Genomic DNA, 15595 nt, shown 5'->3' on the forward strand with positions numbered 1-15595 from the left:
TTAATAAATATTTTCAAGATTTGCTTAACAATTTTTATTTTTTATTACTTTATTTTTTCAATAATTCCACTGTCTTTTCCTTGGTTATAGGAATTTCTTCAAACTCAACTTTTCTCGCTTTTTCAAGTTCATAGGCAAGTATAGAATATTGTGTCATACCAATTTCCTTTTCCAGCAAAATTTTATTATTTAAAACTTCTTCCGCTTTTCCACTCAAAATTATTTCCCCTTCATCAAGGACAAGTATATTTTGAGCATATTCTGCTATTAATTCCAATTTATGCTCAACCAAAATAATTGTCTTTCCTTCATTTGCCATTAAATTTATAATTTTGAAAATATCTTCTGTCCCTTTTGGATCAAGCTGTGAGGTAGGTTCGTCAATAACTAGAATATCAGGATTCATTGCGATAATTGAAGCAAGTGCCACTCTTTGCTTTTGTCCCCCAGACAAATCGTAAGGGTTTCTTTCACGCAGCTTTTCAATTTCAAGCATTTTCAATATTTTTTCAACTTTGGAAATTATCTCTTCTTTTTCTAAACCCAGATTTTCAAGTCCATAAGCAATTTCTTCAAAAACGGTATCTTTAACTCCGCTAATCTGTGTAAATGGATTCTGAAATACAAACCCTATTTTCTGCACAAGTTCCTTTTGAGAATAATCTTTCAGTTCTTTATCTTCCAGCGTTATTTTTCCTGTCAGTTCCCCTTTATAAAAATCAGGCACAAACCGTCTTAACATATTACAAAACGTCGTTTTCCCGCTCCCATTTTTTCCAATTACAGCCCAAAATTCGCCTTTTTTTATCTCAATATTAATATTTTTCAGGGCTTGTTTTTCTTCAAGCGGATATTTGTAGTTTACATTTTCTATTTTGAAATAACCCATAAAACCCTCCACACAATACACAGCACTATAAAAATAGCCAGCATAATTTTCATAATTTTATCATTTTTTGTTTCTTCTATATCATGTAATATTGTCCGCTTTTCTCCAATTGAAAATCCTCTCGACTCAAGTGTAATCGCACGCTCTTCGGTACTTATTATGGATGACAGCACCATTGGAATAAATATTGGAATAAGTGCCTTAAATCTTACGAATACATTTCCTTCCATTTCTACTCCCCTTGCCTTTTGTGAATCCATAATTATATCTGACTGTTTTTTCATTTCAGGAATCATTTGAAGCGATAAAAGCAAGATAAATGCCGCTTTAGGATTAACTCCTTTTTTTTCAAGAGCCACTGTGAACTCTTTAGCTTTTGATATTAGTGTCAACATTGTTATAGTAGAAACTAGAGCTGCAATTTTGGAAGTCAATCTTACTGCAGTTATTATCCCAGTCTTATATACTGTAATAAAACCAAATTTTGCCATAATATCATTAGAAGGAATCATCAGCCCCTGTACAGCAAATATAATCAAAGTTAGAAAAAACAGGCTAAAAAACACTCTTTTCAAGTATATTCCCAACTTTTCATAAAAATAGGCAGCAATTCCACAAATTGCTATCAATAAATATCCATAAGTATGATTTGGCAATATAAATGCTGATATTAACAATACTGCGGCTAAATAGAACTTCGTAAGAGGATACAAGTTTCTAAAAAAATTTTTAATCATAACTTCCTATTCTCCATTTTTCTTATAGATATAATTTTCTCCATATTTAAATTTTATTAAATATCTATCTGACATGCTTTTTATAATTAATATAGAAATTACTGTTGTTACAATTTTATCAGCCGCTTCTGTAAGCATAGTGGCTATCGCAACTGCTTGTTCCAAACTAAATCCTATACTTTTAAATAATACTACCACTGCAGATGAAGCATTTCCTGTAAATCCTCCATAAACTTTAATAATTATAGGAATAGATACAATTATTGAAGCCGAAGCCAGTGCCAAACTTACTATAATTGTTTTTATTACTAAATTTTTAGTTCTCATTTTTGCAAGAATTCCTACAACCAAGGCATTACATATTGCTACAGGTATAAATGCAAAATATTCTGGAGAAAAACTTCCTGTAATCAGACTCGTAATAACTGCTGTTACTGTCCCCACCCAAGGCCCTGCAATAAGACTAATAAACACCGATCCAATTGAATCAAGAAATATAGGCAACTGTAAAAATTTCGCAATCCCAAAACCTGTAAAATTAATAGCCACCGCTACTGGTATCAACAAACTTGACATTAAAGAAAAATCCTCTTTTAAACTTTTCATTTTTCTGCCTCCTTAAAATTTTATTTACTATATTTTAAAACATATTTTTCAATATTTCAACCTTTGGAGGAAAGTTTTGTTATTTTTTTAACAATCTATATTGAATTTTCCTTTTAAATATTTATCTGGATTTCATTTTCATCATTTTTTATTTCGATTAATAAATATTTCTCTATTTACACTCTTAGTTTCTTTTCATGTAAAGGCATCAAACACCATGCCTTATTTCGCAATAACAGTTATTTTAATATATTTAATTGATTATTACTTAATAATGGCGAAAAGTTCTATGAACTACTCCCTAAAAACTTTCTTATAGAATAAAATTTCCTTAATAAAGTTTATACTTTCTAATAGGATTCAGTATTAAGTGAAGTTTAGTATAAAATCAACAAAAAAAGACTGAAACAATCAGCCTTGCATTAATAAATTAATTTAAAAAAGTTGTGTTTTTTACTCTCCACTGTTCTAATTTAATGTGTACCCAAAATCCGTATATTCCTAATGTTACTATTATCAGCAATAACCATTTTATCCAATTACCAAACAAACCTACTGCACTGCCATTAAATTTTAATCTTCTGCCTTCAACAACAGTATGATTTATTTTCCAACCATAAATCATGCACAATGCCCACGGATAACAAATCCCAAACGTACAAGATGTTATAAGGGAGCCTAAAATAATCCATCCAATGTAACTAAGCAGCCCACCGTCAAAATAACTTTTATTTTCCATAATTCCTCCTTATAATTTTAAATTAATTATAACACAAAATATTAATTTATCAAATTTTTCATTTAAATAAAAAACAGCAGGAAAGATATAGTATTCGTATATTTTCTTTATACTGTACTGTACTTTTTCCAAAATAAAAATCAGAAGTATCTTTTTATACTTCTGAAAATATATGTTATAATTTTTTTATTTTTACCATGCAGAGTTTATTAGAACTTCTTCTCCATAGCCACCGTTCATTTTTTGTGGATTTGTAGAGTTGTAAGCTCTTTGAACTCTTATTCCTCTTATTCCTAATTCTCTTGCGGCTAGGATATCATCATCACTGTCGCCATAGTGGATTGAGACATTGTGTTTTTTGATGTAGAATGATTTGTCATATTTGTAGCCACCTGTTGGCGTGTCAGCTGTATATTCCACATAAACTTCTTTTGGCAGTTCAAAGTATCTTTGCAATGTTTTAGAAAGTTTTGTAGAAGTGTAGTTTTTATCTTTTGAATGTTTTGTTCTTCCTGTGATGAAGAATACGTTATCTCCTCTTTGCAAGTGCATTTTAATCAGATCTTTTGCAGATTGTTTTGGAATTGAATGTTCATCTCCGTTTTCAGCTACATAATCCCAGAATTTCTGATTGTACAGGTAACTTACAGCACCTCTCTTGTCTCCCGAAATTTGAAAATAATGCTGTCCATAAATAAAATATCCGCTTGAGTGAAGCAATGTATCGTCAATGTCAAAACTTACATTAATCGGCCCTTTTCCCTCCAGACTTTTCTTAATGTCGTCAACAGACACAAAATGAACAGCCTTCTGAACTTTATCTGTTGAATAAAATCCCTCATGAGTATAAGGAACCTTTGGTCCTGCCGCAAATACTACAGACGTGGCAAACAAAAATAATAATGCTTTTTTCATAACATTTCCTCCTATATATTTTTTATTTTTTTAAATATAATTTTATTCCATTTTTCAAACCATTCTCTTTTTTTTCTCTAAAAATTTTTCCAAATATACTTCTAAATTTTTTACTTTATCTCTTGGAGAAAGTACATCCTTTAGTCTAATGTACACTAAAGATTAAGCCTTTTCTTTGAATTGTTATATTCTTAAAAAAATTTTTGCTATTTTATAGGTTTACAACCTATAAATTCTCCCTTTGCTGTATAAGTGCATATATTCCCTGATTTATCTTCCATTTTTTTGGGAATTTTAAAATAGGAGCAACTTGCAGCCATTAATGTAAATAAAGCTAATATTATAAATATTTTTAACTTTTTCATAGGAAAACCTCCTGAAAAATAGTTTGTTATTTAAAATTTTAAAATTAAAAGTCAAAAAAAAGATGTTCTCCCAAAAGAAAACATCTCTCAAATTCCTATATATCAAATACAATAGATTTAACTCTTGTCATGCTTTCTATGCTGTATTTTATTCCTTGAACTCCTGCTCCTGAACCTTTGATTCCTAAGAATGGGAAACTGTCAGGCCCTCTTTGAGTCTTGTTATTTATGTGAACTGTTCCCACTTCGAGTTTTTCAGCGATTTCAAATGCCAATGGGAAATTTTTTGTGAATACTGCTGATTGAAGTCCGTATTCTGATTTGTTTGCAATTTCTACTGCTTCATCTACAGATTTTATTCTGATAATTGGCAATACTGGTCCAAATGGCTCTTCCCATGCAATTCTCATATCAGTTGTTACATTGTCAAAAACTACGGGCCATATTAAGTTTTTTTCTCTTTTTACTGTTGTCAATGCTTTTGCCCCTTTTTCTTGTGCATCTTTTATCAATCCTTCAATAAAGTCTGCTGATGGAGTATCAATTACTGTTGTAATATCAGCATTGTCAAAAGGATCTCCCACAGTTAGTTTTTCAACTTCTGCTTTTATCAAGCTAGCCAATTTATCTGCAACAGAATCCATTACAAGCACTCTTTTAATTGCAGTACATCTTTGTCCAGAATAGCTGAACGCTCCTGCCACTATATCTTTTGCAGCTTTTTCCAAATCAGCATCTTCCAGCACGATTCCAGCGTCTTTTCCACCTAATTCAAGCATAATTGGACGCATTCCAGCAAGTTTTCCAATTTTTTCCCCAATTGGCGTACTTCCTGTAAAGTTTATAAAGTTCACTTCTTTATGTTCAATCAAATAATCTCCAATTTCAGAACCTTTTCCAGTTACAGAGTTGAATACTCCCGCTGGAATTCCAGCTTCTGCAAATACTTGAGTTAACAGCAATCCACTAATCGAACCTTGTGTAGGCGGCTTGAAAATCACTACATTTCCTCCAATTAACGCTGGCGCGATTTTAGATGCTGACAAGTTTACTGGATAGTTAAATGGCGCGATTGCAAGCACAACACCAACTGGCTCTCTTTTTACTGCTCCGTATTTTCTCTTGCTTCCAGCTTCAAATCCTCCACCGTTTACAAATTCACCTGTGATTCTAAGTCCTTCTTCTGCAGCATATCTAATCAAATCCGCCGTTCTTACTACTTCTGAAATAGCCGCCTTAATTCCTTTTGCCACTTCTTTTGCCAAGTTTTCCCCAATTTTATCTTTATCTCTTTCAAGAATATCCGCAGCCTTATTCAAATAAGCCGCTCTTTCCACAGCCGACAACGCTCTCCATGCAGGCAAAGCCTTTCTGGCAGATTCCATAGCAAAATCAACTTCTTCTCTTGACATAGCTGGTACAGTTCCAAGTTCTTCCCCATTTATTGGCGAATAAATAGTTATTGTATTTTTAGAGTCTTTCCATTCCCCATTCACTAAATTTTTATAATTCATTAAAAATTCCTCCTTATTTTTGTTTTTCTATATTTTATATTTTAGCATATATTTTTCATAATTAATATAGTTTTTTTCATATATTTTTCATATTTTCCATTTTCTGAAAAAGTAATAGAAATTTGATTGACTGATAAATATAGAATGTGATATAATAAACGTGTATAAAAAACGGATTTAAAGTCTGTATTTGGTTAAAAAATAGTGAAAAAAATACCTCTTCTTTTTAGAAAGGGGTGTTTTTTTTATTGCATTATGATATAATAATTTTTGGAGTTCACTACTCCATAAACCAAATACGGATGGAGATAAGATTGTGATAAGCGGAGATTTCATCTTTGTTGCTATTATAGCCATAATTTTCTATTTCTATTTTAGCAAATAATAATTTTAGCCTCCAATCTCCGTTTGCCCACAGATATAGTAATCTGTGGGTTTTTACTTATTGACACCTAAAGACGTTTTCACTTTCTGCTTATCTGCAAGAAAAAAATTTGTAATTGCAAAAAAAATAATATTATATTATAATGAGTATAAGTACTTGTTTAAAATTATTGAAAGATTGAGTATTTGATAATATTTTTTCAGAAAGGAAAATAATGGAAAAACAATATTTTGAAGGTTTTGATAATAAAAAAATTCCTTATTTATTTTTTGAATCAAAAAGAGAAAAATATAAAAACAATGTTGTGATATTTCACGGAATGATGGAGCCTGTAGATAGATATGCTGATTTTGGGGAGTTTTTAGCTTCAAATGGATACAATGTGTTTGTTATGGAAATTCGAGGACATGGCGAGCTGAAAGAGGATGAAGCTGGAGATTTTGGAAAAAACGGAATAAAAGCTGTCTTTAAAGATATTGACAACTTTTTTTCAAAGATTTTGAGTAAAGCTGGAGCAACTCCAAGTAATACAACAATTTTGGGACATAGCATGGGCGCCCTTATTGGAATGCAGTGGGGAATAAAAAATAAATACAAATACTTTATTTTATCAGCTTTCCCTTTAAAAAATCAATTATCAGCCGTCGGTGGAAGCCTTGCCACTCTTTTGGAAAGAATTACTTTCAGAAAAATTTCTGCATTTAACAAGATTTTTGAAAAATGGAATTCAGCATTTGAGCCAAATACAACTAAATTTGACTGGTTAACAAGAGATGAGGGTGAAAATAAAAAATATGAAGATGACGAACTTTGCGGCTATCCTGTCACACCAAAGTTTTTTTCTGGAATTTTTTCTATGATGGGATTTATCAACAGAAATTACAAAAAATTAGACGAGCATGCAAAAATACTAGCCATTTATGGAACTGATGACAAAGTGGTCGATATTTCATATATTAGTAAAATTTTTAATGTATTAAGAAAGAAAAAAAGAAGAATAAATATTCTTGAAAATAAAAACGGACGGCATGAATCACTTAACGAAACAAATAAGCACGAAATTTATGACGAAATTTTAAAGTGGCTAAATGCAAAAGATTTTTAATTTATAACAAAAAATTTAAAAAATTTACAAAAAATAATAAATTTTTATCGAAAAGTATGATATAATTAAGAAAGTTAATTTTAATAGGAGGAAAAATGGGAGCATTTGATTTTGTAAAAATATTTAGAGTAAATAAAAGTATCTCAATAGATTTGGGAACTGCAAACATATTGATTTATGATAAACAAAGAAAAAAAATAGTGTTGAACGAGCCATCTGTGGTTGCAAGAGATAGAAAAACTGGAAAATTAATTGCAGTTGGAAGAGAAGCTAGGGAAATGTTAGGAAAAACTCCTGACAGCATTCAAGCTATCAAGCCTTTACAAGATGGAGTTATTGCCGACATCGACTCAACAAAGGAAATGATTACATACTTTATCCATAAAATTTATGGAAATTCATTATTCAAGCCAGAAGTAATGATCTGTGTGCCAATCGAAGTAACAAGCGTGGAAAGAAAAGCCTTGTTTGATGCAGTAAAAGGTGCTAAAAAAACGTATATTATTGAGGAAGGAAGAGCTGCCATCATCGGTTCAGGCGTAAATATTTCACAACCTGAAGGAAGCATGGTAATCGATATAGGTGGAGGTTCTACCGACATTGCAATTCTTTCACTTGATGAAATTATCGCAAGCAAGTCAATCAGAATCGCTGGAAACAGATTTGACGAAGATATTGTAAGATATGTAAAAAGAAAATACAACTTGTTAATTGGAGACAGAACTGCCGAAAAAATTAAAAAGGAAATGGCTACAGCATTAAAAGTTCAGTCGCCTGAAGTTATGGAAATAAAAGGTAGAGATTTGGAATCTGGTATTCCTAACACAGTAGAAATCAACGCAAATGAAATTTATGAAGCAATTGAAGATTCTTTATTCCAAATTGTAAACTCTACAAAAGAAGTTCTTGAAAAATGTCCTCCTGAACTGGCGGCAGACATTTTGGATAATGGAATTGTAATGACTGGTGGAGGTTCATTAATCAAAAACTTTATTGATATGATGGAAAAAGAAGTTGGAATTAAAGTGTTCTTATCTCCAAATCCATTAGATTCAGTAGTTTTAGGTGGAGGAGCCGCATTTGACAACAAAAAATTATTAAGAACTCTTCAAATGAAAGAAAATTAATAATATCTGTTGTTAATCTAAAAAAGAGAAAATGGGAAAAAATGAAATTACAGGAAATAACTGAAAAATTTAAAAATGAAATAAATCAAGATAAAATAAGTGCAAGTTACCTCTTTTACGGCGATAAGAGAGTTGACTTGCTTTCTTATGCACTAATGTTTTCAAAGATGATTATGACAAAGGATATGCCGAATGACGCTGAAAAAGAGAAAATAGAGCATCTTATTAACAATTTTCAGCATCCCGACATTGAAATAATAAATAAAAATAATGAAAACATAAAAATTGATGAAGTGCGAGAAATCATCTATTCATCAATAGAATCTTCATTCAATTCACCCAAAAAAATATTTATCCTGTGCGGAATCGAAAATTTGCGAAAAGAATCTTCAAACGCACTTTTAAAAATTTTGGAAGAGCCGCCACAAAACGTATATTTCATACTTCTATCAAGAACATTAAACATCATTTCCACAATAAAATCCCGTACAATCAAATTTCATCTATCTGGAATGAATAATGATGAACTGGGAGTCAGCAAGGAAATCTACTATTTCTTTGATGGAAATGAAAACGATATTTTAGAATTTAAAAAACAAAATCTCTCACTTGATGATATTCAGTTTCAAATTAATACTGTGGAAGATATTTTACAAATTATTTTTGAAATGAAAAATTACACAACTGGAGAACTGGTTATAAAAAATAATCTAGATTTAACGATAAAATATAATAAAAGTATCGAATTGTTATCACAGCGAATACGTTTCTGGGATATTGAAAACGTATATTTTTTTATAAATGAAATCGAAAGTGAACTAAAAAAGGAAAAGGAATTTCTGATAAATTTCCTTTCAAAAATTATTATAAATGTAAAACATTCTGTGGAAGCAGACGAATTGAAAAAATTGATAAATTTGAAAAACAGTATTAGAAACAATGTAAATGTAAAAAGTGTTATTTTTAATTTTTTTGATATTTTACAAAGTTCTTAAAACTAATTGAATAAAATTAATAAAAATAAAACGGGAAATAAACTGTGTAGTCAGAATATCTCCCATTTTTTTATAACATTTAAATAGCAGAAATCAGTTAAAATAATTTTTTAAAAGATTTAGAAAAAATATTATAAATTTAATTTTTATCTTTTACTATCGGAACCCAAAGTTCCATTTCATAGTCAGGATTATACATATCTCCTTCACTATAAACTTCAAAATCAGGCGTTCCAGCGTGTCTATAACCTTGTTCTGGAAAAAATGTTCCTGTCACATATTTCCAGCCTTCGTGAATACAATTTGGAACAATTCCTTTCAATTTTACTACAGCATATTCAGCTTCAGGGACTTCAAGAATACTTAGTCCTAAATCTGCTGCCTTGTCAATATTTTGAGCATCATATCCAGCCATATAGCTTACTGTATACTTGCTTTCAGAATTTTCTTTTTCATTTTTTTCGATTTCGTAGCATGCTCCATAACTTTGTCCCTTTCCTAAGCTTTCCAATTTTTCTTCAGATACTTTTTTAAAAAGTTTGTCCCAGACATTAGGAAAATCGCCACCTTCTTCAATTCTTTCTGTCAAGCCTGCAACTTTAAAAGCCGATTTTTTCATAATTTTGATGTCCATGTTTTTTCCTCCTTCAACACTTAAAGATAATCTTATAGGAGAAAAAATTTGAAACGCACTTCCTTTTCTGACTTCCTTTGGCGTATGCCCATGAAATTTTTTGAATGCCAAGGAAAATGAATCTTGAGATTCATAACCGTATTTAAAGGCTATTTCTATTATCTTTTCATCGCTTTCACGTAAATCTATCGCAGCACAGCTCAACTTTCTAAAGCGAATATACTCGCTTAACGGATAATCCACCATAATTGAGAACATTCTGCTAAACAGCGGATATGAATATCCAGAAAGCAATGCAAACTTTCTCTCGTCAATTCTGTCAGTCAAGGTCTCTTCGATATATTTCATCGTTTCATTAAATGCCTTAATCATATATTTTTCCTCCTTACATTAAAAGTATATATGATTTTTCGACTTTTTTCCCAATAATTCCTGTACAAATTTTATAGTTTTAAAATTCAAAAAACTCTTCAATCGTAGTTTTCAATCCATGCTCCACATTTGATGTTGAAATAAATTTAGCTATTTCCTTAATTTCAGGAATAGCATTTTCCACAGCCACAGGCATTCCTACGTACTCCAGCAATGGCTTATCGTTGGCACTGTCACCAACTGCAATCATTTCCTCGGGCTTTATATTTTCAATTTCTCCCAATTTTTTCAATGTTTTCCCTTTATCCACATTTTTATTGGCAATTTCTAGAAAGATTGGTTTTGAAATGGCAATAAAATAATCGTTTCCATGAACTTTATTCATGTGTTCCTGAGCAATCAATACTTCTTCAGGCTTTCCAATAATCATACATTTTGTAGTTTTATCAATTCCTTTTTTCTCCAAGTCTTCAAGTGTATCGAATTTTTGAAATTTCATCTTGCATTGATCGGCTTCATACATTACTCCATCTGTCGCTTCAGTTCCATAAATTGTATCTCCAACGTATAAAATCATCGGAACATTTATTTCCTTTGAAACTTTATAAACGTTTTCAATATCCTTTTTTTCAAGCCCTTCGTGAAAAATTACTTCATTTGTCTTCATATCAATTAATTCTCCACCGTTAAATGCCAAGACATAACCTTCATACTTATCCATTTGAAGCTCTTTTGCATACTCAAGCATCGCATAACTTGGTCTTCCGCTCGCAAGTACAAATTTAACTCCTTTTTCCCTCTGAACTTTAATAATTGCCTCAACATTTTCCTTTGTTATCCCATGCTCCTCATCAAGCAATGTTCCATCCATATCAGTCGCAATCAATTTATAATCCATAAAATCCTCTCACTTTCTTTATTTATAATAATTTTACTAATTTATTCAAATCTTTTTCTGTAGTTGCCCAGTTCGTCGATAGTCTTATCGCTGTGTAATTTCATCCACATAAAATATCCGTAAATATTCCTTCAGCTCATTAACATAGATTTTTCTTCCTGTAAAACTGGTGCTTTATATTGATATTATACAGGAAATATGGGGAAAAGTCCACTTAATAACCTTTTTATTAAATATTAATCTGCCTAAAAATTTTTTCTAAGCAAAAAAAAAAACTAAGGGTTTTAAGGTATAATATAATTAAATTGACTCAATAAATTAAATTTCAAAAAATTAAGGAGAAAAACATGAAAAAACTACTTTTAATTGCAATGCTATGCCTAACATTCACAATTCCAGCAAAGGCAGACTTCTGGAAAAAATTGAAAAATGCAGTAACTGGAACAGGCAGTTCATCATCTTCGTCAAACAGTTCTGGGAAAACTGGAGGAACTAGGGGGTATTTAATAACAGATGAATATGGATCTAAAATAATTGTAAATCCTTTTGATAAAAATGATTATCAATATGAAAAGGATATATATTCGAGAGAAAGAAATGCTATATATAAACATAGAGATTTGCAAGGAACAGCAACTAAAGTAAATTATATAGAGTGCAGAATAATACCAGGAGGATTTTTATATGCAATAGGACGTAGGTCATTTTATGGATATGTCGAATTTCCAGTATATGAAATTATAGATTTTATCGATAAGGAATATGTACTTGGATGTTTTTCAAGAGATAAATCAGGTAAAGAAAAGGAAATTAGTAGTGACGTATATTTGGATCACAAGTTAGCTATGTATATTTGGGATAATCAACTGACAGTAACTACGTTGGCAATGAAAAATGGAAAGGCAGAAAATGGAAACTTTGCATGGTTTGATTCAACAAATCCTGAAGCTGAGATTTATATTAATGGGAAAAAGTTTAATTAATTTATAAAAATTTATCAGAATTTTAGATTGTCTGATTATTTTGGAACAACAGAAACTGGGAGAAATCCCAGTTTTCTTGAAAATAGTTATTAATAAAAAAATAAATTTATAAAAAAGGAAAGAAGGAAAATTTATGAAAAAGTTCGAGAGGAATATTTTAGAAAAAATCCTAATAAAATTCCTCCAAGTATGCGAGACAAGTATGCGAAATAAAATAAAACAGAATATTTAAAGAAAGGAAGAAAAGTCAATGTCACAAATTATTCAAATTTTTAACGATTCTTCATCATTAACATTGAAACTCATATTTTTGGCTTCTGTTATACTGCATATTTTCATTATAGTCCTATCTATAAGACGTAAGCCTCTCGAAGGAGTAACAAAAGGAAAAGTATGGATTACATATCTTGTATCATACTGGCTATTAGGATCTGTGGCAGGAACAATTGTAGGAGCTGTTTTATTCCTTATACTAAAAGGTATATTTTACATTCTTAGCCTGTTTAATTATAGTCATCCAACTGAAACTACGATTTCTACAATTGCAACAGCTGTACAATTTATAACTGGAGCAATTATTTTTGCTGTATTGAACAAAAAATATCTAACTTCCAAAGATAATATTGCCAGAGAAGAAAATACTACTACAAAGCAATACATCTTACTAATTTTAAAACTAATCGGAATAGGGATACTTGTATTATTTGCAATACCGTTAATTGCTCTATTTATAGCAGGCTATTTAGTATTTAAAGTGCTAGGAATCGGAAACTTCATTGGAAATGTTGCAGTAAACAGAGTTAGAGAAGTACACGATGATATCGATATCCATACTTACGAAAGACAACGATATAGTGGAAATGTTCAGCCACATGAACGAATTATTTCAGATTCAGAAGCAGAAGAAATTAAGGAAAGAATTAAAAAAAGAAATCAAATTTTTAAATAAAAAAGGAAGTGAAAATAATGAAAAAATTATTATTAGCAGGACTGTTAATTGGAAGTTTTGCATTTGGACAACAAATTACTGTGAAAAAAGGGAGCTACTGTACTGGATTTTCTAGTATAGGTGGAGATTTTGGAAATGGTACAGGAGATTATTTTAGATTTTACGATACTTGCAATATTAACGGAACAGAATACAAAGACGTTGCTTTGGCGTATAATTGGGTAAGAGGCTACAATTTGGATGCATCTAAATTTTTTAACAAAAAGTTGAAATCATCTCATAAAACATATATTAATCAAGGTGCAAAACTAGAATTTTATAAAAATCGGGAACTAGACTTAAGAGGATGGGGAGTCTCCAAAAGAGCTGATTTTGAGTTTGAGAATACTGGATACAATAATAAAACTGTAAAAAATTATTTTGAATTTGAAAATATAAACTATAAAAAACTTCCGTTTACTGATGAAATAAAATAAGGATAAATTTATAGCAAAAAATTTGAAGAAAGGAAATAAAATATGAATAAGCAAGCTGTCAGAATTACACAATTTGTAATAAATTCTATTCTAACTTTTGTATCATTTACCAGTGCAATTTTAGTATTTCTTCTTTTAGTTCCTCTTGCAATAACAGCTCTTATAAGTTTTTTGGTTCATAACTGGAGCTTCTTTTGGAATTTTCTGGTTATAGTAGCTATTTTGCTGGGAGTTGCATTTTTCATAGAGACATTAAGCTTTAAACTTCCAGAAATGTTTGGAAAATTTTTTGAAGAAGAAAAAGAAGATGAAAAAATATATCAGGAGTATGAAAACTGGTTCAACGAATGGTATCAAAAAGAATACGAAAAATACCAGCAGAAATGGCAAGAACAGCAGAATCAGCAAGGGTACAGCACCCATTATTCAGCTGAAGATATAATTGGAAAATTTGAAGAAAATCTGAAAGTCCTTGGGCTTGATTCAAGTGGCGAACTGACTCTTCAAACTATAAAAAAGGCACACAGAACAAAAGCAAAAGAATTCCATCCAGACAAAAACCCTGGAAAGGACACCACTGCCGATATGCAACGTGTAAATGCGGCAAAAGAATACTTAGATGCCAATCTGGAATACTATCTATCTAAAATATCTAAAAACTAAAAAAGCAAAATTTTAAAAGTTAAAATTTTTGTAAAATACATGATAATATTTAGAAAATCATTATCAAAAGGAGGAAAAATAGTGAAATGTTTTTATCATCATGATAAAGATGCCCATGTTATATGTAAAAACTGTAACAAGGCAATCTGTACCGACTGTACAGTAGATATAAGAGGAGAAATGTACTGTCCTGACTGCTTTAGTAATTTAATTGCCTATCAGGAAAAATATTTATCAAAATTAAAAATGGTTTACATTGTAGGTGGAATCATAGCAGCTGTCGTATTTTTCTCATTTGTTGGGAAGAATTTTGAAGGGGCATTGCTTCTGGCTATATGGTTTGGAAGTGCTCCAATAGGCTTATTTGCTTCAAAAAATGCACCAAGTCCATACGTACCAGTTTCTATGGAAGGATTAGGAAAACTATTGCTAATGAAATTAGGAATAGCCCTTATTTTTGGACCAATTTTTGCAATAATTTCAATCTTTAATTATTTAAATACATCAAAGACTGTTCAAGAAAATAAGGCTTTACTTGAACAAATAATGAGTCATCAAGCAAGATAATCACGAAAATTTAGTTTTTATAGTATTCTATATTATCGTGTATTTCATAAAAATTTTAACTTTTAATATTTTTATGTCAAAAAAATCAATAATGAAGGAGATTAATATGAAATCTAACGAATACAGTTACATAAAACTATGTTATTTAGTAAAATATGTCTTTATTGCTATTTTTGTTATAAGGGCATTAATTCTGAGTATGTTTTTTGGAAAAGCAATGAATGAACTGATGATAATGGTTGGTATTTATTCTGTTATTATTTTTTTCATTTTTAAAGGATGGTTTGAAATTGAAGGTTTAATAATAATGAGAGAGTTGAAAAGAAGAACAGATAAATTACCCATTCCAAAGGAAAATATCTTTAACTGGAATAACAAAGGCGAAGTTGGAATATTTTTTACCGATCCTGAAAAAGGGACATTCTGGTTTTGCAGCAACCAGACAGACTACAACTTATACGTTTATCCAATAATGGAATTTAACATATACGAAAACAATACTCTAATCTTTTTTGAAAAAATAGCAGGAGACTGTGATTTACAAAAATTCAAAGTTTTTAAGCCAGTACAAACATATTAAAAGTTTTGAATTTAACACAGCAAATAACCTGAAAAATTAAATAGTAAGCTGGGAGAAATCCCAGTTTCTTTCTATACTGTATCTTTATAAATATCT

At 30.4% G+C, this 15595-nt stretch carries 18 protein-coding genes; 9 read left to right on the forward strand and 9 right to left on the reverse strand.

The genetic code is table 11. The features are described 5' to 3' along the window. Positions 1 to 49: 49 nt before the first annotated feature. The 7 genes from FVE77_RS10700 to FVE77_RS10725 form a co-directional block, all read right to left on the reverse strand. Entirely contained in the window at positions 50 to 889 is an 840-nt protein-coding gene (locus tag FVE77_RS10700) for an energy-coupling factor ABC transporter ATP-binding protein (RefSeq protein WP_026745763.1), read from the reverse strand. Continuing rightward, positions 871 to 1626 carry an energy-coupling factor transporter transmembrane component T gene (locus FVE77_RS10705; RefSeq protein WP_026745762.1) on the reverse strand — a complete coding sequence of 252 codons (756 nt, stop codon included), beginning with the start codon at positions 1624 to 1626 and terminating at the stop codon, positions 871 to 873. The genes FVE77_RS10700 and FVE77_RS10705 overlap by 19 nt, the downstream gene beginning before the upstream one ends. A 6-nt stretch (positions 1627 to 1632) precedes the next feature. Further along, positions 1633 to 2232 (reverse strand): hypothetical protein, encoded by a 600-nt coding sequence (locus FVE77_RS10710; RefSeq protein WP_006804962.1) that lies wholly within the window; start codon positions 2230 to 2232, stop codon positions 1633 to 1635. Positions 2233 to 2662: 430 nt separating this feature from the next. After that, complete coding sequence (locus FVE77_RS10715; RefSeq protein WP_026745761.1) at positions 2663 to 2971, reverse strand: DUF898 family protein; 309 nt, start codon at positions 2969 to 2971, stop codon at positions 2663 to 2665. 192 nt (positions 2972 to 3163) lie between these two features. Further along, positions 3164 to 3886: an acid phosphatase AphA gene (gene aphA / locus FVE77_RS10720; protein ID WP_026745760.1), complete on the reverse strand. Its 723-nt coding sequence runs from the start codon at positions 3884 to 3886 to the stop codon at positions 3164 to 3166. A 206-nt stretch (positions 3887 to 4092) separates the two neighbouring features. Next, positions 4093 to 4251, reverse strand: coding sequence for a hypothetical protein (locus FVE77_RS12710; protein WP_021744496.1), 159 nt, complete (start codon positions 4249 to 4251; stop codon positions 4093 to 4095). A gap of 95 nt (positions 4252 to 4346) precedes the next feature. Next, positions 4347 to 5765 (reverse strand): NADP-dependent glyceraldehyde-3-phosphate dehydrogenase, encoded by a 1419-nt coding sequence (locus tag FVE77_RS10725; protein WP_026745759.1) that lies wholly within the window; start codon positions 5763 to 5765, stop codon positions 4347 to 4349. Between the two features lie 599 nt (positions 5766 to 6364). Between FVE77_RS10725 and FVE77_RS10730 the strand changes: the two genes are divergently transcribed. The 3 genes from FVE77_RS10730 (at position 6365) to FVE77_RS10740 (ending at position 9377) form a co-directional block, all read left to right on the forward strand. Next, complete coding sequence (locus FVE77_RS10730; RefSeq protein ID WP_026745758.1) at positions 6365 to 7255, forward strand: alpha/beta fold hydrolase; 891 nt, start codon at positions 6365 to 6367, stop codon at positions 7253 to 7255. Between the two features lie 95 nt (positions 7256 to 7350). After that, positions 7351 to 8382: a rod shape-determining protein gene (gene mreB / locus FVE77_RS10735; protein ID WP_026745757.1), complete on the forward strand. Its 1032-nt coding sequence runs from the start codon at positions 7351 to 7353 to the stop codon at positions 8380 to 8382. A gap of 41 nt (positions 8383 to 8423) precedes the next feature. Then, positions 8424 to 9377, forward strand: a complete 954-nt coding sequence (locus FVE77_RS10740; RefSeq protein ID WP_026745756.1) for an ATPase — start codon at positions 8424 to 8426, stop codon at positions 9375 to 9377. Positions 9378 to 9516: 139 nt separating this feature from the next. On the opposite strand, the gene FVE77_RS10745 is transcribed toward FVE77_RS10740, so the two are convergent. Both FVE77_RS10745 and FVE77_RS10750 read right to left on the reverse strand, forming a co-directional pair. After that, the gene (locus FVE77_RS10745) at positions 9517 to 10383 is read right to left on the reverse strand and encodes an AraC family transcriptional regulator (protein WP_026745755.1); all 867 of its coding nucleotides are present in this window, start codon (positions 10381 to 10383) and stop codon (positions 9517 to 9519) included. A gap of 79 nt (positions 10384 to 10462) precedes the next feature. Beyond that, complete coding sequence (locus FVE77_RS10750; protein ID WP_026745754.1) at positions 10463 to 11281, reverse strand: Cof-type HAD-IIB family hydrolase; 819 nt, start codon at positions 11279 to 11281, stop codon at positions 10463 to 10465. A gap of 347 nt (positions 11282 to 11628) precedes the next feature. Here FVE77_RS10750 and FVE77_RS10755 point away from each other — a divergent pair, with 347 nt between their 5' ends. From FVE77_RS10755 to FVE77_RS10780, 6 genes are all read left to right on the forward strand, one after another. After that, on the forward strand, positions 11629 to 12264 hold the full coding sequence (locus FVE77_RS10755) for a hypothetical protein (protein ID WP_026745753.1): 636 nt from the start codon (positions 11629 to 11631) through the stop codon (positions 12262 to 12264). A 250-nt stretch (positions 12265 to 12514) separates the two neighbouring features. Then, the gene (locus FVE77_RS10760) at positions 12515 to 13213 is read left to right on the forward strand and encodes a hypothetical protein (RefSeq protein WP_026745752.1); all 699 of its coding nucleotides are present in this window, start codon (positions 12515 to 12517) and stop codon (positions 13211 to 13213) included. A gap of 17 nt (positions 13214 to 13230) precedes the next feature. Next, positions 13231 to 13689 (forward strand): hypothetical protein, encoded by a 459-nt coding sequence (locus FVE77_RS10765; RefSeq protein ID WP_026745751.1) that lies wholly within the window; start codon positions 13231 to 13233, stop codon positions 13687 to 13689. A 42-nt stretch (positions 13690 to 13731) separates the two neighbouring features. Then, a complete protein-coding gene (locus tag FVE77_RS10770; RefSeq protein ID WP_026745750.1) occupies positions 13732 to 14352 on the forward strand; it encodes a J domain-containing protein in 621 nt (206 codons plus the stop codon). A gap of 81 nt (positions 14353 to 14433) precedes the next feature. Then, complete coding sequence (locus tag FVE77_RS10775; protein WP_006804977.1) at positions 14434 to 14919, forward strand: B-box zinc finger protein; 486 nt, start codon at positions 14434 to 14436, stop codon at positions 14917 to 14919. A 106-nt stretch (positions 14920 to 15025) separates the two neighbouring features. After that, positions 15026 to 15499 (forward strand): hypothetical protein, encoded by a 474-nt coding sequence (locus tag FVE77_RS10780; RefSeq protein WP_026745749.1) that lies wholly within the window; start codon positions 15026 to 15028, stop codon positions 15497 to 15499. Positions 15500 to 15595 lie beyond the last annotated feature (96 nt).

The organism is Leptotrichia hofstadii, assembly GCF_007990525.1.
Lineage (GTDB): Bacteria > Fusobacteriota > Fusobacteriia > Fusobacteriales > Leptotrichiaceae > Leptotrichia > Leptotrichia hofstadii.